Origin of the sequence: Morganella sp. HMSC11D09, assembly GCF_001807955.1 — a bacterium.
Classification (GTDB): Bacteria; Pseudomonadota; Gammaproteobacteria; order Enterobacterales; family Enterobacteriaceae; genus Morganella; species Morganella morganii.
Genome location: NZ_KV791683.1, coordinates 18,791 through 37,317, shown reverse-complemented (window position 1 = coordinate 37,317; position 18,527 = coordinate 18,791). Strand labels below are relative to the sequence as shown.

22 protein-coding genes and 1 tRNA gene are annotated in these 18,527 nt (G+C 53.7%); 8 read left to right on the top strand and 15 right to left on the bottom strand.

Annotated features, from left to right (window positions below; all coding sequences use genetic code 11):
* Positions 1-85 precede the first annotated feature (85 nt).
* From HMPREF3119_RS07835 to mutY, 4 genes are all read right to left on the bottom strand, one after another.
* Positions 86-161: transfer RNA gene (locus HMPREF3119_RS07835), tRNA-Phe, on the bottom strand.
* 174 nt (positions 162-335) lie between these two features.
* Positions 336-1,412 (bottom strand): membrane-bound lytic murein transglycosylase MltC, encoded by a 1,077-nt coding sequence (gene mltC, locus HMPREF3119_RS07830; RefSeq protein WP_036418831.1) that lies wholly within the window; start codon positions 1,410-1,412, stop codon positions 336-338.
* A gap of 69 nt (positions 1,413-1,481) precedes the next feature.
* Positions 1,482-1,754, bottom strand: a complete 273-nt coding sequence (locus tag HMPREF3119_RS07825; RefSeq protein ID WP_004237812.1) for an oxidative damage protection protein — start codon at positions 1,752-1,754, stop codon at positions 1,482-1,484.
* A gap of 25 nt (positions 1,755-1,779) precedes the next feature.
* Positions 1,780-2,817, bottom strand: a complete 1,038-nt coding sequence (mutY, locus tag HMPREF3119_RS07820) for an A/G-specific adenine glycosylase (RefSeq protein WP_070579234.1) — start codon at positions 2,815-2,817, stop codon at positions 1,780-1,782.
* Between the two features lie 228 nt (positions 2,818-3,045).
* Between mutY and trmB the strand changes: the two genes are divergently transcribed.
* The 5 genes from trmB (at position 3,046) to HMPREF3119_RS07795 (ending at position 7,014) form a co-directional block, all read left to right on the top strand.
* Positions 3,046-3,765, top strand: a complete 720-nt coding sequence (gene trmB / locus HMPREF3119_RS07815) for a tRNA (guanosine(46)-N7)-methyltransferase TrmB (RefSeq protein ID WP_070579231.1) — start codon at positions 3,046-3,048, stop codon at positions 3,763-3,765.
* The gene (locus HMPREF3119_RS07810; RefSeq protein WP_015422519.1) at positions 3,765-4,091 is read left to right on the top strand and encodes a YggL family protein; all 327 of its coding nucleotides are present in this window, start codon (positions 3,765-3,767) and stop codon (positions 4,089-4,091) included. Before trmB ends, HMPREF3119_RS07810 begins: the two co-directional genes overlap by 1 nt.
* Before the next feature lie 106 nt (positions 4,092-4,197).
* On the top strand, positions 4,198-5,124 hold the full coding sequence (gene glsB, locus HMPREF3119_RS07805; RefSeq protein WP_036418827.1) for a glutaminase B: 927 nt from the start codon (positions 4,198-4,200) through the stop codon (positions 5,122-5,124).
* Positions 5,125-5,168: 44 nt separating this feature from the next.
* Positions 5,169-5,897, top strand: coding sequence for a DUF2884 family protein (locus tag HMPREF3119_RS07800; protein WP_004237819.1), 729 nt, complete (start codon positions 5,169-5,171; stop codon positions 5,895-5,897).
* Positions 5,898-6,057: 160 nt separating this feature from the next.
* Positions 6,058-7,014: a siderophore ABC transporter substrate-binding protein gene (locus HMPREF3119_RS07795; protein ID WP_004237820.1), complete on the top strand. Its 957-nt coding sequence runs from the start codon at positions 6,058-6,060 to the stop codon at positions 7,012-7,014.
* Positions 7,015-7,235: 221 nt separating this feature from the next.
* On the opposite strand, the gene hemW is transcribed toward HMPREF3119_RS07795, so the two are convergent.
* From hemW to HMPREF3119_RS07775, 4 genes are all read right to left on the bottom strand, one after another.
* Positions 7,236-8,366: a radical SAM family heme chaperone HemW gene (gene hemW / locus HMPREF3119_RS07790; RefSeq protein ID WP_070579228.1), complete on the bottom strand. Its 1,131-nt coding sequence runs from the start codon at positions 8,364-8,366 to the stop codon at positions 7,236-7,238.
* Complete coding sequence (rdgB, locus tag HMPREF3119_RS07785) at positions 8,359-8,955, bottom strand: RdgB/HAM1 family non-canonical purine NTP pyrophosphatase (protein ID WP_004237822.1); 597 nt, start codon at positions 8,953-8,955, stop codon at positions 8,359-8,361. The genes hemW and rdgB overlap by 8 nt, the downstream gene beginning before the upstream one ends.
* 12 nt (positions 8,956-8,967) lie before the next feature.
* Positions 8,968-9,516, bottom strand: coding sequence for a YggT family protein (locus HMPREF3119_RS07780; protein ID WP_004237823.1), 549 nt, complete (start codon positions 9,514-9,516; stop codon positions 8,968-8,970).
* 80 nt (positions 9,517-9,596) lie between these two features.
* The gene (locus HMPREF3119_RS07775) at positions 9,597-10,295 is read right to left on the bottom strand and encodes a YggS family pyridoxal phosphate-dependent enzyme (RefSeq protein WP_004237824.1); all 699 of its coding nucleotides are present in this window, start codon (positions 10,293-10,295) and stop codon (positions 9,597-9,599) included.
* 21 nt (positions 10,296-10,316) lie between these two features.
* Here HMPREF3119_RS07775 and HMPREF3119_RS07770 point away from each other — a divergent pair, with 21 nt between their 5' ends.
* On the top strand, positions 10,317-11,339 hold the full coding sequence (locus HMPREF3119_RS07770) for a type IV pilus twitching motility protein PilT (protein WP_046024661.1): 1,023 nt from the start codon (positions 10,317-10,319) through the stop codon (positions 11,337-11,339).
* Between the two features lie 28 nt (positions 11,340-11,367).
* On the opposite strand, the gene ruvX is transcribed toward HMPREF3119_RS07770, so the two are convergent.
* The 4 genes from ruvX to rsmE form a co-directional block, all read right to left on the bottom strand.
* Positions 11,368-11,790 (bottom strand): Holliday junction resolvase RuvX, encoded by a 423-nt coding sequence (ruvX, locus tag HMPREF3119_RS07765; protein ID WP_004237826.1) that lies wholly within the window; start codon positions 11,788-11,790, stop codon positions 11,368-11,370.
* Positions 11,790-12,353: a YqgE/AlgH family protein gene (locus HMPREF3119_RS07760; RefSeq protein WP_032097911.1), complete on the bottom strand. Its 564-nt coding sequence runs from the start codon at positions 12,351-12,353 to the stop codon at positions 11,790-11,792. The genes ruvX and HMPREF3119_RS07760 overlap by 1 nt, the downstream gene beginning before the upstream one ends.
* 75 nt (positions 12,354-12,428) lie before the next feature.
* Positions 12,429-13,379, bottom strand: a complete 951-nt coding sequence (gene gshB / locus HMPREF3119_RS07755; RefSeq protein WP_036414048.1) for a glutathione synthase — start codon at positions 13,377-13,379, stop codon at positions 12,429-12,431.
* 9 nt (positions 13,380-13,388) lie between these two features.
* Positions 13,389-14,120 (bottom strand): 16S rRNA (uracil(1498)-N(3))-methyltransferase, encoded by a 732-nt coding sequence (gene rsmE, locus HMPREF3119_RS07750; RefSeq protein ID WP_046024660.1) that lies wholly within the window; start codon positions 14,118-14,120, stop codon positions 13,389-13,391.
* A 241-nt stretch (positions 14,121-14,361) separates the two neighbouring features.
* Here rsmE and HMPREF3119_RS07745 point away from each other — a divergent pair, with 241 nt between their 5' ends.
* Positions 14,362-15,015: a prepilin peptidase gene (locus HMPREF3119_RS07745; RefSeq protein ID WP_004237831.1), complete on the top strand. Its 654-nt coding sequence runs from the start codon at positions 14,362-14,364 to the stop codon at positions 15,013-15,015.
* Here HMPREF3119_RS07745 and HMPREF3119_RS07740 read toward each other — a convergent pair.
* A complete protein-coding gene (locus HMPREF3119_RS07740) occupies positions 14,995-15,606 on the bottom strand; it encodes a DsbA family protein (protein ID WP_004237832.1) in 612 nt (203 codons plus the stop codon). The genes HMPREF3119_RS07745 and HMPREF3119_RS07740 overlap by 21 nt on opposite strands.
* 20 nt (positions 15,607-15,626) lie before the next feature.
* Positions 15,627-16,505 carry an MBL fold metallo-hydrolase gene (locus HMPREF3119_RS07735; protein ID WP_004237833.1) on the bottom strand — a complete coding sequence of 293 codons (879 nt, stop codon included), beginning with the start codon at positions 16,503-16,505 and terminating at the stop codon, positions 15,627-15,629.
* A gap of 113 nt (positions 16,506-16,618) precedes the next feature.
* Between HMPREF3119_RS07735 and HMPREF3119_RS07730 the strand changes: the two genes are divergently transcribed.
* The gene (locus tag HMPREF3119_RS07730; RefSeq protein WP_004237835.1) at positions 16,619-17,545 is read left to right on the top strand and encodes a LysR family transcriptional regulator; all 927 of its coding nucleotides are present in this window, start codon (positions 16,619-16,621) and stop codon (positions 17,543-17,545) included.
* On the opposite strand, the gene HMPREF3119_RS07725 is transcribed toward HMPREF3119_RS07730, so the two are convergent.
* Positions 17,535-18,449, bottom strand: coding sequence for a LysR family transcriptional regulator (locus tag HMPREF3119_RS07725; protein WP_004237837.1), 915 nt, complete (start codon positions 18,447-18,449; stop codon positions 17,535-17,537). The genes HMPREF3119_RS07730 and HMPREF3119_RS07725 overlap by 11 nt on opposite strands.
* Positions 18,450-18,527 lie beyond the last annotated feature (78 nt).

Sequence of the window (18,527 nt, the reverse complement as noted above, 5' to 3'; positions counted from 1 at the left end):
GAATGAAGAACTACGGAGAAGTAGATATCTGGCGGGCTTTATAAACGAAAACGGACCTCCGTAGAGATCCGTTGACATGAATTAGTGGTGCCCGGACTCGGAATCGAACCAAGGACACGGGGATTTTCAATCCCCTGCTCTACCGACTGAGCTATCCGGGCAACGAGGCGTATTAAACCCGATTCCGTTCGGGGCGTCAATCTTATTTCCTTCAAATTTAATCAAGTGCCGGTTTTTTCTGCAATTTACTGAAGTTTTAATCAATAACGTCTGTTTTTACGGCATAACACGTAAAATTACCGGCGGACAACTGCGGATGCTGTCCGCCGGAAAGCTTAACGGCGGTAACCTTTTTGCAGGTCGTTTACTTTGCGCAGGTAATTGCGGGATTCTCCGGACGGGTGTTTTGTCGTCAGGGTTTCATACACTTTACCCGGCTCCATACCGCTGATAATGCGGGCGGCCTGTTTCTTATCACTGTGGAAGACACGCAGCACACTGCCCGCACCGCCGTTGTAGGCAGTGATCACCGCATAGCGCCGTGATGTCGGGTTGCTGATCTCACCGAGATAGGTATTCTGCAGAATCGCCAGATATGCGGTACCGGTATCGATGTTGCTTGCCGGGTCAAACAGATAGCTGCGGCCCGGTACACCGGAGCGGCCCTGTGATTTAAACACATCACGTCCGGCGGTGTTCGGCATAATCTGCATCAGTCCCAGCGCATCAGAGCGGCTGACCGCATACGGGTTAAAGCTGGATTCCGTCTGCATAATCGCAAGGATCAGAGACTCTTCCACGCCGTATTTGGCGGATGCCTGACGAACCAGCGGCAGGTATTTGTGAGCACGCTGATCCAGATGGTTCGGCACCAGTTTCAGGGTGATATAGGTGATCATCTGTGAGCCGGACTGGCGGCGCTGTAAACGGTTGGTCACCAGATAATCCGCGAATTTGGTGGCGCGCCACTCCCAGCGGATCGGCTGTCCGGTATGATCCAGCACCTGGCCGAACAGGAACGGCTCTTTACTGATGGTGACATCGTTGGCATCAGAATAGAGGTCAACCGAGCCCGGATCCTCTCCCATCAGCAGGGTATTGATAATCGCCTGACGCAGATGCGCTTCCGGCTCAACCCCCGCCAGCGTCTCAATAGTGACGGTACCGGCATCAAAGTTGATATGGGAACGGGTGTAGTACTGATCGGTGTATTTGACATAATCTTTCGGACCGGCGATCAGAACTTCTTTTATACCCCAGATATTTTCAATGTTATGGGCAAACTGACCCATCAGAATATCAAATCCGTTGGTATCCTTAACATATTCAGGACGGTAATCCGTCTGTTCCTGTGAACCGGTACAGGAAGCCAGCAGCGGCGCAATAATGATCAGTGCAGCAAGTTTTTTCATGGGTATAAATACGGTGTGATCCGGGTTCAGATACAACATCAGAGCCGGGAAAGGGCTCTGATGACAGGGTTATTTTTCAGGCGGTGTATAGCCTTCAATGTGGATATCGTGGCCTTCAAACAGGAATTTGACCATCTCCTGTTCCAGCAGTTTGCGATCATCCGGGTTCATGGTGCTGAGTTTTTTCTCGTTGATCAGCATGGTCTGTTTGGACATCCACTGCTGCCAGGCTTCTTTGGAAATCTCATTAAAAATACGTTTACCTAATTCGCCCGGATAGAGCTGAAAATCCTGGCCGTCAGCCTCACGCTGAAGAAAAGTGCAAAAAATTGTTCTGCTCATGTAACATCCTCAAAAATGGGGTTCTTTACCCGATCTGCTTAAGCAAGGTTTCCACCGGGGCGGCCAGGCCGATCGCCGGCGGATTTTGGCTGTTATACCAAATCCCTTCGCTGTCGTCATGGACTGCTGTGCGATCGGTGACGTTTGCGGCAACGGGCACAATATCCAGGTGAAAATGGCTGAATGTGTGGCGGAAGGCAATCAGCTGCTGCAACGGTGAGTGGCTGATACGGCGCTGTGCCAGCCAGTCGTGCATGGCGTCTTCCGTTGCAAACTGCGGAAAACTGTATAATCCGCCCCAAATCCCTTTTGCCGGACGCTTTTCCAGCCAGATCTCATTATCATGCTGAATGATAAGAAAGTAAGCGGTTTTTTCCGGAATTGATTGTTTCGGTTTTTTTCCGGGATACGCCGCCGGGTTGTGCTCTGCATACCCAATGCAGCCGGACTGCAGCGGGCACAGCTCGCACTTGGGTTTGCTGCGTGTGCAGACCATCGCGCCCAGATCCATCATCGCCTGATTAAAATACTGCACACCGTCAGCCGGGGTCACATCTTCGGCGATCGCCCAGAGACGGTTTTCCACCTCTTTTTTACCGGGCCAGCCGCTGACGGCGTAACAGCGCGCCAGCACCCGTTTGACATTGCCGTCCAGAATCGGGAAATGCTGATTCTGAGAGAGGGACAGAATCGCGCCTGCGGTTGAGCGCCCGACACCGGGCAGGGCAACCACATCCTCAAACGTGACCGGGAACTGTCCGCCGAATTCAGAAGCGATAGTCTGCGCGGCTTTATGCAGATTGCGGGCACGGGCGTAATAGCCGAGCCCGGTCCATAAATGCAGCACTTCATCAAGTGGGGCGGCAGCCAGGTCTGTGACCGCCGGAAACCGTTCAATAAAACGGTTAAAATAAGGAATAACCGTTGCCACCTGGGTCTGCTGTAACATCACTTCAGAGAGCCAGACATGGTAAGGCGTTTTCTCCTGCTGCCAGGGCAGGTTTTTTCTGCCGTAGCGGTGATACCACGTCAGAACCGATTGCGAAAATTGCTGTGCTTCCATGAGAATAAAATAATAATTGAATAGTTTTAATTGACGGGAATTCCAGCACACTGTTTTGCGACTGTAAACCAACTTTTGCCTGAAATTGTGCGAAAGAGGATGATTAACCGGTGCGAAGTCGGTTGTCTCTTGCTAAACTTGCCGCACTTTGCGTGTGTCAGCGCAGCGCAGCCCGTTGTGCCGGACACATTATGATTTATTTTTGCCGGGATACTGACAGCAAACCTTATGATCAACAATGTAATTTCGCCGGAATTTAATGAAGACGGCAGAGCCCTGCGCCGTGTCCGCAGTTTTGTGCGCCGTCAGGGACGGCTGACCAAACGTCAGGAAGATGCCCTGACAGACCTGTGGCCGTCAGCAGGGGTGGATTTTACCCCGGAACTGCTGGATTTTACCGCACTGTTCGGGCGTGATGCATCGGTCACACTGGAGATCGGTTTCGGCATGGGCGCCTCTCTGGTGGAGATGGCGAAACAGAATCCGGATAAAAACTATCTGGGGATTGAAGTGCATGCTCCGGGTGTCGGTGCCTGTCTGGCGGATGCGCAGGAAGCCGGGGTGACGAACCTGCGGGTGATGTGCCATGATGCCATCGAAGTGCTGGATAAAATGATCCCGGATAACAGCCTGCATATGGTGCAGCTGTTCTTCCCTGATCCGTGGCATAAGGCCCGTCACAATAAACGGCGCATTGTTCAGCTGCCGTTTGCGGAAAAAGTGCGGACAAAACTGACGCAGGGCGGTATCTTCCATATGGCGACAGACTGGCAGCCGTATGCGGAGCACATGCTTGAGGTCATGACTCAGGCACCGGGTTACCGCAATCTGTCAGCAACACAGGATTATGTACCGCGCCCGGAAACCCGGCCGGTCACGAAGTTTGAAAAACGCGGCCATCGCTTAGGCCATGGCGTCTGGGATCTGATGTTTGAGAGGATGAAATAATGGCAACACAACGTAGTCGTCGTTTACGGAAAAAAATGCGTATCGATGAGTTCCGCGAACTCGGTTTTTCCTTCAAATGGGACTTCCCGGAAGGCACTGATGTCGACACTATCGACCGCACCGTTGACCAGCTGGTTGAGGAAGTGATCGAGCCGAACGGCCTGGCGCTGGATGCCAGCGGTTACCTGAGCTGGGAAGCCATGGTCTGTTTACAGAAAATCGGTGAATGTACCGATGAGCACCGTAAGCTGGTGGGTGACTGGCTGAAAGCCAAAGGGATGCAGAACATTCAGATGTCTGAACTGTTCGATATCTGGTGGGACTGAGATAAATTTCTTACCACGCTAATTATTAATAAGGGCACCTGAAAAGGTGCCCTTATCTCTCTCCGGCCTCCGGAGTTGTGGCGTGCCGTGTTTTGGAGTAACAACCTTGACCACACACTTTAGTAATGAACTGCTGGACGATATCTTACACCGTGTCCGGCCGCTGATTGGCTCCGGTAAAGTGGCGGATTATATTCCGGCGCTGGCGGAAGTCTCACCTGACTGGCTGGGGATCGCGGTGTGTACCGTGGACGGGGAGATTTTTGCCGCCGGTGATGCGTATCAGCGCTTTTCGGTGCAGTCCATTTCCAAAGTGCTGAGTCTGACACTTGCGATGACGCGTTATAAGGAATCGGAGATCTGGTCGCGGGTCGGCAAAGAGCCGTCCGGTCTGCCGTTTAACTCACTGGTGCTGCTGGAGATGGAAAAGGGTATTCCGCGCAATCCCTTTATAAATGCCGGGGCGATTATTATCGCGGATATGCTGCAGTCCCGCCTCAGTGCGCCGCGTCAGCGGATGCTGGAGTTTGTCCGCAAACTGACCGGCAGTCAGGATATCACTTATGATTTGCAGGTGGCACGTTCTGAACTGGAGCACGGCAGCCGCAATGCGGCTATTGCTTTCCTGATGAAATCCTTCGGCAATTTTGAGAATAATGTACTGACTGTGCTGGAGAACTATTTTCACTATTGCGCACTCTCAATGAACTGTGCTGAACTGGCAACCTGTTTTGCTTATCTGGCCAACGGCGGTGTGCCGCTGGGCGGTCAGGAGCCTGTGATCACGCCGTTGCAGTCACGGCAGATAAATGCCCTGATGCTGACCTGCGGGATGTATGACGGTTCCGGGGAATTTGCTTACCGGATAGGCATGCCCGGTAAATCCGGGGTCGGCGGCGGGATCGTCTGTGTGGTGCCGGGTGAGTTTTCTGTGGTGGTCTGGTCTCCGGAACTGGATGATTCAGGGAACTCTTTGGCCGGTTGCGCTGCCTTAGAAATGTTATCCGCAAAAATCGGGCGCTCTATTTTCTGAACCCGCCGGGTTCAGCGTCCGCTGTCTGAGAATCAGGAGTGTTTATGTTACGTAAATGGATTGCCGTTCTGAGTCTGGGTGCCGCGTCACTGGCATCGGCGGAAGGGTATCAGTGCAGTGTCACCCCGCAGGATGATTTGGTTATCACACCGGCCTATGTGCAGGTGATCGGGAAAAGCGGGGAAATGAAGATCACCCCTGACGGGCAGATCACCCGCGACGGCAAATCCCTGACACTCAGCGCCGCACAGAGTGCGGATGCAAAACGCTACCAGTCAGGTGTGCGTCAGGATGTGCCGTGGATAAAACAGCAGGCGGTAAACCGGATCGGTAAATCCCGTCAGGCTGTGGATAAAGTGCTGATCAAAGAGATGGGGCAGGACAGCAAACTGCGCGGCCATCTGACAACCCTGGAAGCGGATCTGAATAAACAGGTTGATCGGATCATTGAAACCCGTCCGGATGGTTATGCCTTCCATCATCAGGCGATTAAGCAGGTGGAGCAGGACGGACGGGCGCAGATCCAGCAGCGCCTCGGCGGTATGCTTCAGGATGCTATCAATGAAATCGGCCGCAAACAGCTGCTTGCCGGGCTGACCGGTGACAAAAGCGCCGCCGGTGCGGCACTGAGCGGGCTGGACGGGTTACAGAAATCCTTACAGCAGGCCGTGCGTGAACAGGAAGATGATTTTAAACAGTTCAGCAAACAGGTGTGCGGCAAAGTCACTACCCTGGAACAACAGCGTATTCAGCTGATAAATTCCCTTAAGTAATATAAGGTTACCGGTACATTCTGTGCCGGTAACTGCTTTTTTAACCGATCAGGTTCAAATAAATGGTAATTGTTATGATAATGATTCTTATTTGATTGACATGTTTCGGCTTCTGCCTAGAATGAACTGCGACGTTAAACGCATTTAATCAGGCAGGAACATGAAAAAGATCATTCCGTTAGTGTTAATTCCGTTTTTAGGCTTTGCCTCCGCTTCCGCGCTGGCTGACTCCGCGCCGAAATATACCCCGAATCATATTGCCGCCGTGGCGGATAAAAGCCCGCTGCTGACCATCGAACATCAGTCGGGCTCTGCGAAAGTGGCACAAAAGCCATCCCGCGTGGTGCTGTTTGACTTTGGTGTGTACGACACCATGAATAAGCTGGGACTGGCTGACAATGTTGTCGCGCTGCCGCTGGGCAATCTGCCGTCATATCTGAAAGGTCAGGTGGACAGCAAAGTCGCTGATGCAGGCGGAATGAAAACGCCGGACCTGGCAAAAATTGCAGAACTGAAGCCGGATCTGATTGTGATCACCGGCCGTCAGGGCAAATCATTTGATGAACTGAACAAAATCGCGCCGACAGTGAACCTCGGTACCGGCGGTGATGATTATCTGGCTGCGGCAGAGGCGAATATTACTCTGATCGGTCAGCTTTATGATATTGAGAAGAAAACCGCAGAAGAACTGGCCGCACTGAATAAAACCGTTGCTCAGGCTCAGGAAAAAGCCGCCAAATCCGGTAAGAAAGTGCTGGTGATGCTGCATAATGACGGTAAATTATTCCCGAATAAACAGCCGGTTGTCTATCAGGTGGTGAAAGCGGCTGCTGTTGATATTCCGGTTGACCCGAAAGCAGAGAAAGATAAACGCCCGCTGGTGACTCCGGAAATGGTGGCAGAGCTGAATCCGGATGTGATTCTGGTGATTGACCGCAGCGCGGCGATTGGTGCAGGGCAGTGGGATAAAGCGGCTTTTGAAACCGATGGTGTGAAAAAGACCAATGCCTTTAAAAATGACAAGATTATCGTGTTACAGCCGGATCTCTGGTATCTCTCCGGCGGCGGGCTGGACAGTCTGAACCGTCAGGTGCAGGCCGTAGAAAGCGCGCTGTAATCCGCTGATTCAGATAAATAATAAAAACCCGGACGTGAAAACGGCCGGGTCAGGCCGTTGACAAACCCGCAGGGGTTGGCGACGACCGCCAGGGGTTGTAAAAATAAACCAGGAAAATCAATTTATTGATTTTCGGCTGATAACACAAAGCAGGAAAAACCACGTTTTATCCTGCTTTGTCAGCAATCTCATCCGGACGTGAAAGCGGCCGGGTTTTTGTTTTATAAAAACCGTTCCAGCAACGTATTGAGGAATAACTTGCCGTGTTCGGTTATCTGCCAGTGGGTTGCGGTTTCAGAAATCTCACCGGCATTCAGTGCCGCTTCAATCTGCGGACGAACCACGGATTCCGGCAGTCCGGTATAAGCGGTGAAATCCCGGCGCGGCATCGCTTCCAGCAGGCGGAACCGGTTCATAAAGAACTCAAACGGCCGGTCTTCCGTTGCCACCTCATTTTGCTGATCAAGATAGCGCCCTTCCATATAACCGCGCGGATGTTTGGTTTTGACTGTCCGCAGAATGCGTCCGTCAGCAAACGAAATTTTGCCGTGCGCACCACAGCCGATCCCGAGGTAATCCCCGAAACGCCAGTAGTTGAGGTTATGCTGACACTGAAATCCCGGTTTTGCATACGCGGAGGTTTCATACTGCACATAACCGGCCTGTGTCAGTAACTGATGGCCCTGTGAGAAAATATCCCACAGCAGGTCGTCATCCGGCAGCACCGGCGGGCGGGAGCCGAAACTGGTGTTCGGTTCAATCGTCAGCTGATACCAGGAAAGATGCGGCGGGGCGAGTTCAATCGCCTGGCGCAGGTCACTGAGCGCTTCGCCGAGATGCTGCTCCGGCAGCCCGTGCATCAGGTCGAGGTTAAAACTGCGCAGTCCGAGTGTCGCCGCGAGCCGGGCAGCCCGTTTGGCTTCTCCGGCATCGTGAATACGCCCGAGGCGGATCAGTTTGTCATCACCGAAGCTCTGCACTCCAATGGAAATGCGGTTGATACCGGCTTTCTGGTAGCCGCTGAAACGATCGGCTTCCACAGTGCCCGGATTGGCTTCCATGGTCACTTCCGCATCTGCCGCGACAGGAATACGGGCACGTACGCCGTCCATCAGTGTCTGCATCGCTTCCGCACTCAGCAGGCTGGGGGTGCCGCCGCCGATAAAGATAGTGCGGATTTCGCGACCGGCAACCAGCGGCAGATCGGCATCCAGATCCGCCAGCAGATGTGCCACATAATCATCATGCGGCACTTCACCTTTCAGCGCGTGAGAGTTGAAATCACAGTAAGGGCACTTCTGAACACACCACGGGATATGAATATACAGACTGAGCGGGGGAAGCTTACCCATTACGCAGGGCTTCCGACAGTAGTGCCAGCGCTTTGCCGCGGTGAGACATAGCCTGTTTCTCTTCCGGACGCAGCTGCGCGGCAGTTTTATTCAGTTCAGGCAGCCAGAAGACAGGATCATAACCGAAACCGCCTTCGCCCTGCGCCTGCTCTGCAATCACACCGGCCCAGCGGCCGTGGCAGATGATCGGTGTCGGGTCATTTTCGTGACGCATATACACCAGTACACAGTTGAAGTGCGCCTGACGCTGCGCCACAGGTACGCCGTCAAGGGCGGCCAGCAGTTTTACGATATTGGCGCCGTCGTTGCCGTCAGTTCCGGCATAGCGGGCGGAGTAGATCCCCGGCGCACCGCCGAGGTAATCGACGGAAATCCCGGAGTCATCCGCAATAGCCGGTAAACCGGTTACTTTTGCTGCGTGACGCGCTTTGATAATGGCATTTTCAACAAAGGTCAGGCCGGTTTCCTCAACGGAGCCGACTCCCAGTTCCGTCTGTGCCACCACATCCATACCGGCATCCGCCAGCAGTGAGGCCATTTCGCGGACTTTTCCGGCATTGCCGGTAGCTAAAACAATTTTGCGGGTCATATCAGCGCCTGATTACATAAATATCCACTGAACAATATCGTTATAGAGATAGCCCAGTGCATACAGAATAAAAATGACAATCATTGCAGAGAAATCAATACCGCCCATCGGCGGAATGATACGGCGGAACGGCGACATCAGCGGCTCGGTCAGCTGCATCAGTACATAATCCACCGGGTTGCGGCCCTGGCTGAACCAGCTCAGCAGCGCGCGGGCGAGGATCACCCAGAATACCGTCATACCTGCAAGATAAAGAAGATTAAAGAAAGCGACTAACAGCATCAGCCCGCCGAGTTGTCCCTGAAAACCGGCCAGAAACCACGGAAAGAGCAGTTTCAGCAGTACGGCAACATAGGCCACCAGCACAGAAGCCGTATCAATCGGGCCGATAGCCGGAATAATACGGCGCAGCGGACGGACAACCGGCTGTGTGGCTTTCACGACAAACTGGGCAAACGGATTATAAAAGTCCGCGCGCGCCCATTGCATCCAGACACGCAGCAGTAAAATCGTGGCATAGGCATGCAGGAGCGTGGTGACAACAAAATTCAGTGTTTGCATCGGTGAAATCCTTAACAGAAAACAAATTAACCGGTTTGTGATAACGCACTAAGGTACCGGAAGGTCATGATACCGAATGATCAGGATACAGAATAGTTACGCGCACCGAAAATTGCAGTGCCGATGCGTACCATGGTCGAACCGCAGGTAATTGCAGCATCCATATCGTCGGTCATGCCCATCGATAACGTATCCGCCTGCGGGTATTTCCCCTGCAGTTCACGGAAAGCCGTTTCCATCTGACGGAAAACCGCAGACTGGCGCTCAGGATCCGTTTCCGGTGCAGGTATTGCCATCAGTCCGCGCAGACAGACATTCGGCAGTACGGCAACCTGCTCCGCCAGCGCCGGTAATTCCGCAAGGGTGATACCGGATTTACTGTTCTCATCACTGATATTGATCTGGATAAGTACATTCAGCGGTGCTTTATCTGCCGGACGCTGGTCACTCAGGCGCTGGGCGATTTTCAGCCGGTCGATGGTATGACACCAGTCAAAATGCTCCGCAACCAGACGGCTTTTATTAGACTGCAGCGGGCCGATAAAGTGCCATTCCAGATTTTGATTCGCAGAGAAATACTGAATTTTTTCAACGCCTTCCTGGACGTAGTTTTCACCAAAGCGGGTTTGTCCGGCAGCTATCGCTTCTTCGAGCGCGCTCACAGGTTTGGTTTTACTGACGGCAAGTAAGGTCACTGTGTGTGGATCGCGGCCGCATTTTTGCGCCGCAGCGGTTATACGTTCTCTGATTTCTGTCAGATTGTCTTTTATTGGTTTCATGATGATCCGGGAGATAACCTAATGAATATGGATAATTTAATCGCCCTTAGTGTAAAGCATAATGCATCCGATCTGCACCTTTGTGTTGGTCAGGTGCCGGTGTTACGGGTGGATGGAGAGCTTTTTTCGCAGACACACTGTGCGGCGGTAACCGATGACGCACTGCGCGGCTGGGTAAAGACGATCCTCGACCAGGCAAATTACCACAGATTGATGACAAAAGGGCAGGCGGATCTTGCGTTGTTTATCCGCGATCAACCTTTGCGGGTGAATATTTTTATGGCGGGGGGATTGCTGAACGCCGCACTGCGGCTGATAAGCCCCGCAGTTCCTTCTCTGGAGGATATCCTGGCACCGCCGGTGTTTGCCGGGCTGCTGTCAAAAACGCAAAGCGGCCTGATTCTGGTCACCGGGGCGACCGGCAGCGGAAAATCAAGCACGCTGGCGGCGCTGCTCAGTTATATCAATCAGCATTTCCGGCGGCATGTGATTACCCTCGAGGACCCGGTGGAGTTCCGTCACCGCAGCAGGCAGTCGCTGATCCGCCAGCGGGAAATCGGCCGTGATTGTGAGGATTATCAGCAGGGGCTGACAGCCGCGCTGAGACAGGATCCGGATGTGATTATGCTGGGGGAATTGCGGGATGAGGCGGCTATCCGGCTTGCCCTGACGGCGGCGGAAACCGGGCATCTGGTGCTGAGTACGCTCCACACCAGAGGCGCGATTGCGGCGATAGAGCGGTTGACGGATGTGTTCAGCGGTGCGGAGAAAAACCGTGTGTGCAGCCAGATGGCAGGCAGTCTGGTGGCCGTGCTGAGCCAGCATCTGGTGGCTAAACAGGGGGGCGGACGCTGTGCACTGTTTGATGTGCTGATCAATACCCCGGCGGTGGCGAGCCTTATCCGTGATAATAAAGCGTATCAGATTGCCTCTCACCAGCAGTCAGGCTCACAGTCCGGGATGATGACGGAGGAGCAGTGCCTGCAATGGCGGCGCGGCAGAGGAGAGATAGCCGGGGAGGCGGGCGCGGTACCGGCATGGTAAACAGTACCGCGCGCCGGGTGCGGGATAATCAGCCGTAAAGCTGTTCGAACCAGCTTTCAAGGATAATCACGGCAGAGGCGGAATCCACTTTGTCTTTGCCGAGGGCGCGGTAGCCACCGTCTGCAAACAGATTGGCGCGGGCTTCCACTGTGCTGAGGCGTTCGTCATGGAGTTCAGCGCGGATCCCGAAACGCCCGTGCAGGCGGTTGGCGAATTTTTTCGCCTGATTAGTGACCAGCTGCGGCGTGCCGTCCATATTGAGCGGCAGGCCGACAACCACATAATCCGGCTGCCATTCACGGAACACAGCGGCGATCAGCTCCCAGTCAGGAATTCCCTCACGGGCTTTCAGTGCCGCCAGCGGGCGGGCGGTACCGGTGATGGTCTGACCGACAGCCACACCAATGCTTTTGGTGCCGAAATCAAAGGCAATCACAGTATTGCTGCTCATTATGCGTGTCCGGCCTGTTGTGCGATGGTGTAAATATTCACGCCGATACCGGCGGCAGCTTCGCGCCAGCGGTCGGGCATCGGGGTACGGAACAGCAGGCGCTCGCTGGCATCCGCCACCAGCCAGCTGTTTTCCATGATTTCCCGCTCCAGCTGACCGGCCGTCCAGCTTGAGTAACCGAGCGTCATCAGGTAGTGCTCCGGTTGCTCTGCGGTTCCCAGCGTTTCCAGCACGTCTTTTGATGTGGTCAGAAACAGGTCATCGGTCAGGCGGGTACTGGCAGCGTACTTTTTATCACCGGAGTGCAGGACAAAGCCGTTCTCTTCGGAAACGGGACCGCCGACCAGAACCGGTTTTTCCAGCGACTGGTTTTCATCACGGATGTCCGGGGAGATTTTCAGCTTCTGCAGAATTTTACCGACAGACAGCTGTTCGATCGGTTTGTTGATCACCAGTCCCATCGCCCCGTTTTCATTGTGTTCACACAGATACACAACTGAACGCGCAAAATACGGATCATCCAGCGAGGGCATAGCAATGAGAATATGATGTTGTAAGTTCATAACCTTCTTTTCAGTCTGCCCGCAGACCGGAAAAAACAGCCTGCGGGTGTGAATGTACGGACACAGCGCCGGCTGTTACCGGCTGAGACGTTTTTCAATGGCATCCATCAGCATGCCGGTGACAGAAACATCCGGTTGTGCGGCTTCAATTTCGCGGGCACAGGTCGGGCTGGTTACGTTGATTTCAGTCAGGCGGTCGCCGATTACATCGAGGCCGACAAAAATCAGACCTTTTTCTTTGAGGACCGGTGCCACGCTGCGGGCAATGGCCCAATCGCTCTCACTCAGCGGACGCACTTCACCGTGACCACCGGCAGCGAGGTTACCGCGCGTTTCGCCTTTGGCCGGAATGCGCGCCAGGCAGTAAGGAACCGGCTCGCCGTCCACCACCAGGATACGTTTGTCACCGTCTTTGATGGCAGGCAGGAAGTTTTGCGCCATGCAGAAAGTATGACCGTGATTTGTCAGGGTTTCGATAATCACGCCGACGTTCGGATCATCCTGTTTCAGACGGAAAATAGATGCACCGCCCATGCCGTCGAGCGGTTTGAAAATCACATCACCGTGTTTTTGGTGGAATTCACGCAGACGTTGTGCACTGCGGGTGACCAGGGTGTCCGGGGTCAGATCGGCAAACCAGGCGGTGAACAGTTTTTCGTTACAGTCGCGCAGGCTCTGCGGTTTGTTGACGATCAGGGAACCGGCACTTTCCGCACGCTCCAGGATATAGGTGGCGTAAATGAATTCAGTATCAAATGGCGGATCTTTGCGCATCAGAATGACATTCAGTGTACCCAGCGCGATATCCTGCTCACTGCCGAACTGATACCAGCCTGCCGGGTCTTCTTTCACCGTCAGAGTGCGGGTACGGGCACGGGCAACGCCCTGATGCAGATAAAGGTCATTCATCTCCATATAATGGATTTCATAACCACGGCGCTGTGCTTCGAGCAGCATCGCGAAACTGGTGTCTTTTTTGATTTTGATGGAATCGATAGGATCCATCACAATACCGAGCTTGATCATTTTTTCTCCTTAACCCAGATCGCCGAAACGCACCTGCAATGCGGTGATTGCAGTGAGCGCGGTGGTTTCTGTGCGTAATACACGCGGCCCTAATAATATGTCGGTAAACTGATGACCGGCGGTCATCGCGATTTCCTCTGCCGACAGCCCGCCTTCCGGGCCAATCAGCAATCGCACTTTAGCGGTTTCTGCGGGCAGTGTATTGATACTTTGTGATGCACGCGGATGTAAATTTATCTTCAGGGCATCATCATTTTCCGCACACCATGCTTCCAGACTCTGCACCGGGCGGATCTCCGGAACCACGTTGCGGCCGCACTGCTCGCAGGCGGCGATGGCAATTTTCTGCCACTGCTGCTGTTTTTTGTCCAGCCGTTCACCGTCCAGTTTAACACCACAGCGTTCAGAGATCAGGGGGGTAATAATCTGAACACCCAGTTCAACGGATTTCTGAATGGTGAATTCCATTTTTTCGCCGCGTGACATCACTTGTCCGAGATGGATGGACAGCGGGGATTCGCGGTTGTCGTCCTGCTCATCTGTTACACGGACGGACACACTTTTTTTGCTGATATCCGTAATTTCGGCATTAAAAATCCGGTTGGTGCCGTTAAACAGGATCAGGGAATAGCCGGTTTTCATCCGGAGCACACGGGCAACATGGTTGGCGCCGTCATCTGTCAGTTCAGTCACCAGGCCGGGGGTTAAAGTGCCGGGGTGATAAATGCGCGGGATCCGCATGAAAATATCCTTTACGTTCTGCCGGCACACTGCCGGTTGATACACATTGCCCCATGATAATAGAGGGGGGATCCTCACTGCAAGCATCAGCCGGGATCATTACATGCCGGGGTAACTGTCAATATTGCGTGATGGATCGAAAAAAAATGTAATTCGGCTGTAATCAGGGAAAAAAACGTGTCTTTCCCGGGACGGTCAGGCAGGCTGCGGATATCGCAACAGAGAAAGGCGCGGGGGAAACATGGACTGGCTGATTATGATTATCTGGGGAGTATTTTTGCCGCCGCCGCTGAAAGCCGGGACGGAATATATTCTGCGCCATTACTATCAGTATCCGCAGCGGTTACCGGGCGGGTGGCTGTATCTGCACTGCCTGTTATCCGGCGTGCTGATAGTGTTCTGGTCAGACGGGCAGGGTGTGTATGTCCTGTTTCTGACACTGCTGTTTTTGTGCTTGGTGATGCTGTTTCATATTGATAACTCGGTATTTTATCTGCCGGATAAACTGGTGTTTCCGGTGCTGTGGGCCGGATTGCTGTTTCAGAATGAGGTCCGGCTGGTGACGATCTCTTCCGCGTTGTACGGGGTGATCGGCGGTTTTTTTCTGCTCTGGAGTGTGGCGGAAGGCTATGCCTGGTGCCGGAAAAAAAGCGGCCTGGGCGGCGGGGATATCAAACTGTTTTCTGCCTCCGGTGCCTGGGTGGGGGCGGAACAGCTCGCGCTGTTGCTGATGCTGGCCTGTGTGTCCGCGCTGGTGGTGTCCGGGCTGCAATATTTACGTCACCGCTGTCATCATCACCCGCGATGCGGCCCGCGCATTATTGCCTTCGGGCCGCATTTAATTGCGGGGATGATTATGGTGATGGGAATGATATCAGGCAGTCGTTTTCAGTAACGGGATCAGCCTTTCCCAGTGTGATTCCGCACCGAGTACAGCCTGGTTCGGGATGTGCTGAAATGCGCCGTCCTCTTCCAGCAGCAGGGTCGGGAAGCCGCCGGTCGGGTTATGCACAAATAACTGACGGCTCTCATGAATATGCTGCTCAGTATTATCAGACTGAATATCACTGATACCCAGTTTATCCGCCAGTCTGCGCAAAGTATCGCGGTTAAGCGGCAGCCCGTCCTGATAATAGGCTTTCTGGCAGGCTTCCAGCATGTCAATGCCTTTACCGGACTGCGCCTGTGCACTGAGAATAGCGGCAATCGGCGGCACGGAATCCATCACCCACTCCTGATTTTTCAGCAGGGTGTAAAAGGCATCGGTAAACGGTTGTCCGGTCAGCTGAGTGATGCGCTGATTGTGGTTGCGGATCATCTCCCGCATGCTGTCATCTGCCGGGCGGCGCTGTGAACCGGTGATCATTCCGCCGCCGTGCAGGGCGATCGTCACGCCCTGCTTATGTGCTGCCTGAATAAACGGCGCGATACCATAACACCAGCCGCAGAGCGGATCATAAATATAGTGCAGCGTTTTTACTGACATTCTGTTTTCCTTAAATCAGATTACTGCGGCCAGCGCATTTCGCCTTTGAGCACTTTGGCACTCAGTTCGAGGCTTGACTCATCCGCCAGGGCCGGGTAAGCGGCTTTCAGTGTGCTGATCATCTGCTGTGAGTCCTTACTCTCTTTCAGAGCGGTTTCCGCACGGGTCAGATAATCTGCGGTAAAGGTAATGGCAGCCGGTGAAAAATGGCTGTTACCGACATAATGGCCGGGCACCACGGTGGCCGGATGTTTGTCCTGCATACTTTTCAGCGACTGCTGCCAGTACTGACGGGATTCCGGGGTTTGCGTATCCGCCAGCCAGACATGGATATTCTCTGAAACCAGCACGCCGCCCATCACTGCGGACAGTGACGGCACCCATACATAACTGCGCTCCGGCGCCGGGCTGTTCAGTCCCTCAATCAGAATACTTTCCCCTTCCAGCATAATGCGGTTGCCTTCTAACGGTTCCGGCACAATGATACTCTGCGGGGCATTCTCTTTCAGAACCGGTCCCCAGTAAGCCAGTTTGCCGTCTTTGCTCTCTTTAATCAGTGCGACGGTCTGCGGAGTGGCGACAATCTTAGCCTGCGGGAAGGCTTTTTTCAGTTCATCCAGACCGAAATAGAAATCCGGATCAGAATGGCTGATATAAATGGTGGTCAGCGTTTTGCCGGTCGCACGGATTTTATCCGCCAGTACCTGAGCATCATCTTTCTGAAACTGGGCATCAATCAGAACCACCTCATTTTTGCCGCTGATGATTTCCGAGGAAACCGGGAAGATACTTTTTTCGCCGGGGTTATACACTTCCAGCGACAGCGGTGCGGCGGCAGTAACAAAAGAAGCCCCCATCAGGGCGCTGAATACCAGTGAGGTACGGATTGCAGAAGTCATGGTGTTATCCTTTTTGCAGGTGAATCGTTAAGATGACGCTATAATAAGTTGCATAATCCGCCGGAAAAACCCCATAATCCGGTCTTCATTGTTGCATAAACCGGACAAATAAAATGGACAGGATCACTGCCGCTCAGGTTTTTATTGCCATTACCGAACAGCGCAGCATGAGCAAAGCTGCGGATATGCTGGGAATGTCCCGCGCGATGGTCACGCGCTATCTGGCCGAAATGGAAAACTGGGCCGGTGTGCGGTTGCTGAACCGGACAACCCGCAGTCTGACGCTGACCTCCGCCGGTGAAGCGGTGCTGACGCAAAGCCGGGAATTGCTGTCACTGGCAACGGCGATTGCCCGTCCGGTGGTGACGGAAGATGAGGCGGTCAGCGGCCTGGTGCGTGTCACCTGTGCCCAGTCACTGGCGATGGTGGCACTGTCAAAGGCGCTTGTGCAGTTCCGGGCCCGCTATCCGGCTGTTGCTGTCGATGTGCAGGTCACAAACAAGGCGATCAGCCTGGTGGAGGAGCGCATTGATCTGGGGATCCGCATCACCAACAATCTCGAACCAAACCTGATCGCGAAGCCGCTTTCCCGTTGTGATTCTGTGGTCTGTGCATCACCGGCCTATCTGGAAAAACACGGGTACCCGCCGTCACCCGAAGCACTCAGTGAACTGACCTGTCTGACCTATAATTTTTACGGCCGCAGTCTGTGGCTGTTTGAACGGGATGAACAGGTGATTTCTGTCCCGGTAAGCGGGGCGCTCAGTGCCAATGAATCCACTTTTCTGCTGGAAGCAACGCTGAACGGGGAAGGTATTGCATTGCAGCCTTACTGTTCGGTGTATGAACATCTGAAAACCGGGCGACTGGTACGTCTGTTTCCTGAATACCGGCTGCCTGCGCTCGGCATTTATGGCATTTATACCAGCCGCGAGCATATGGCGCGGCCGCTGCGCCTGCTGCTGGATTTTCTGGCGGAGTGGTTTGCGCATTCGCCGGACTGGCTGCCGTATCTGCTGGATGAAAAAACTAACCGGTAACCCGCTTTAACTGCCGCAGAACGGCCTGCATATGCTGGCGGAGATGGGTGATAAAAATATCTGTCAGTACAGAATGCGGCCTGTGCAGCGGGCGGATCAGGCTCACGGTGAACGGAATATCCTCACTGAACGGGCGGACACAAATTCCGCTGCAATCCATGGCAGTCAGCGGGTTAACGACAGACACCCCCAGCCCCTCCCTGACCATGGCACATACCGAGGCCGCACTGTGTGTTTCCATGATCATCCGGCGCGGGATCTGCTTTTCACTGAACAATGTATCGATTTTCTGCCGGTAACTGTCCGCAACGGACAGACTGATAAAATTCTGCTGCGCAAAATCAGCAGGGGTCAGTACTGATTTGCTGCACAGCGGATGCGACTCCGGCAGCACACAGACTTCACTGAGCGTGAGCAGGGTTTCCTGCAGGGTGCCGGGTGGTGTCAGCTGATGTTCGGTGATCCCGAGGTCATAACGCTGGGCGGAGAGCCACTCTTCAAGAAGCGGTGATTCCTGCGGGGCGATTTCAAAATTCACATCCGGATACTGCGCATGAAATGTGCGGCAGACCGCGGGCAGTAATGACTGAGCAAAGGCGGGCAGACAGGTGATTGCCAGCTGGGCATGCTGAAACTGGCGGATGCTCTCCGCTGCCCGGCTGATGCGCTCAAGCCCGTAATACGATCGCTCCACTTCCTCAAATAACCGCAGCCCCTGTTCTGTCGGGTGCAGGCGGCCTTTGATGCGGTCGAAAACACGGAACCCGAGGATTTTTTCGAAACGGGCAAGCTCCCGGCTGACCGTCGGCTGTGAGGTATGCAGCAGTTGCGCGGCATCCGTCAGACTTTTTGTTGTCATAACCGCGTGGAAAATATCAATGTGACGCCAGGAGTAGTGTTCCATTATTCATCAAGTCCATATCAGTAATGAATAGATCTTAGCAAATCAGATATTTTAAATCGCGCAGAATTTTTGTCACGA

Coding starts and splice junctions, on each gene's coding strand:
- HMPREF3119_RS07735 (WP_004237833.1), bottom strand. CDS start 16,505: ATGACTTCTGCAATCCGTACCTCACTGGTATTCAGCGCCCTGATGGGG.
- hemW (WP_070579228.1), bottom strand. CDS start 8,366: ATGGGTAAGCTTCCCCCGCTCAGTCTGTATATTCATATCCCGTGGTGT.
- rsmE (WP_046024660.1), bottom strand. CDS start 14,120: ATGCGGATCCCGCGCATTTATCACCCCGGCACTTTAACCCCCGGCCTG.
- HMPREF3119_RS07770 (WP_046024661.1), top strand. CDS start 10,317: ATGAATATGGATAATTTAATCGCCCTTAGTGTAAAGCATAATGCATCC.
- ruvX (WP_004237826.1), bottom strand. CDS start 11,790: ATGAGCAGCAATACTGTGATTGCCTTTGATTTCGGCACCAAAAGCATT.
- HMPREF3119_RS07795 (WP_004237820.1), top strand. CDS start 6,058: ATGAAAAAGATCATTCCGTTAGTGTTAATTCCGTTTTTAGGCTTTGCC.
- HMPREF3119_RS07780 (WP_004237823.1), bottom strand. CDS start 9,516: ATGCAAACACTGAATTTTGTTGTCACCACGCTCCTGCATGCCTATGCC.
- HMPREF3119_RS07730 (WP_004237835.1), top strand. CDS start 16,619: ATGGACAGGATCACTGCCGCTCAGGTTTTTATTGCCATTACCGAACAG.
- HMPREF3119_RS07825 (WP_004237812.1), bottom strand. CDS start 1,754: ATGAGCAGAACAATTTTTTGCACTTTTCTTCAGCGTGAGGCTGACGGC.
- HMPREF3119_RS07775 (WP_004237824.1), bottom strand. CDS start 10,295: ATGAAACCAATAAAAGACAATCTGACAGAAATCAGAGAACGTATAACC.
- gshB (WP_036414048.1), bottom strand. CDS start 13,379: ATGATCAAGCTCGGTATTGTGATGGATCCTATCGATTCCATCAAAATC.
- HMPREF3119_RS07810 (WP_015422519.1), top strand. CDS start 3,765: ATGGCAACACAACGTAGTCGTCGTTTACGGAAAAAAATGCGTATCGAT.
- HMPREF3119_RS07760 (WP_032097911.1), bottom strand. CDS start 12,353: ATGAACTTACAACATCATATTCTCATTGCTATGCCCTCGCTGGATGAT.
- HMPREF3119_RS07740 (WP_004237832.1), bottom strand. CDS start 15,606: ATGTCAGTAAAAACGCTGCACTATATTTATGATCCGCTCTGCGGCTGG.
- mltC (WP_036418831.1), bottom strand. CDS start 1,412: ATGAAAAAACTTGCTGCACTGATCATTATTGCGCCGCTGCTGGCTTCC.
- mutY (WP_070579234.1), bottom strand. CDS start 2,817: ATGGAAGCACAGCAATTTTCGCAATCGGTTCTGACGTGGTATCACCGC.
- rdgB (WP_004237822.1), bottom strand. CDS start 8,955: ATGACCCGCAAAATTGTTTTAGCTACCGGCAATGCCGGAAAAGTCCGC.
- HMPREF3119_RS07800 (WP_004237819.1), top strand. CDS start 5,169: ATGTTACGTAAATGGATTGCCGTTCTGAGTCTGGGTGCCGCGTCACTG.
- trmB (WP_070579231.1), top strand. CDS start 3,046: ATGATCAACAATGTAATTTCGCCGGAATTTAATGAAGACGGCAGAGCC.
- HMPREF3119_RS07725 (WP_004237837.1), bottom strand. CDS start 18,449: ATGGAACACTACTCCTGGCGTCACATTGATATTTTCCACGCGGTTATG.
- HMPREF3119_RS07745 (WP_004237831.1), top strand. CDS start 14,362: ATGGACTGGCTGATTATGATTATCTGGGGAGTATTTTTGCCGCCGCCG.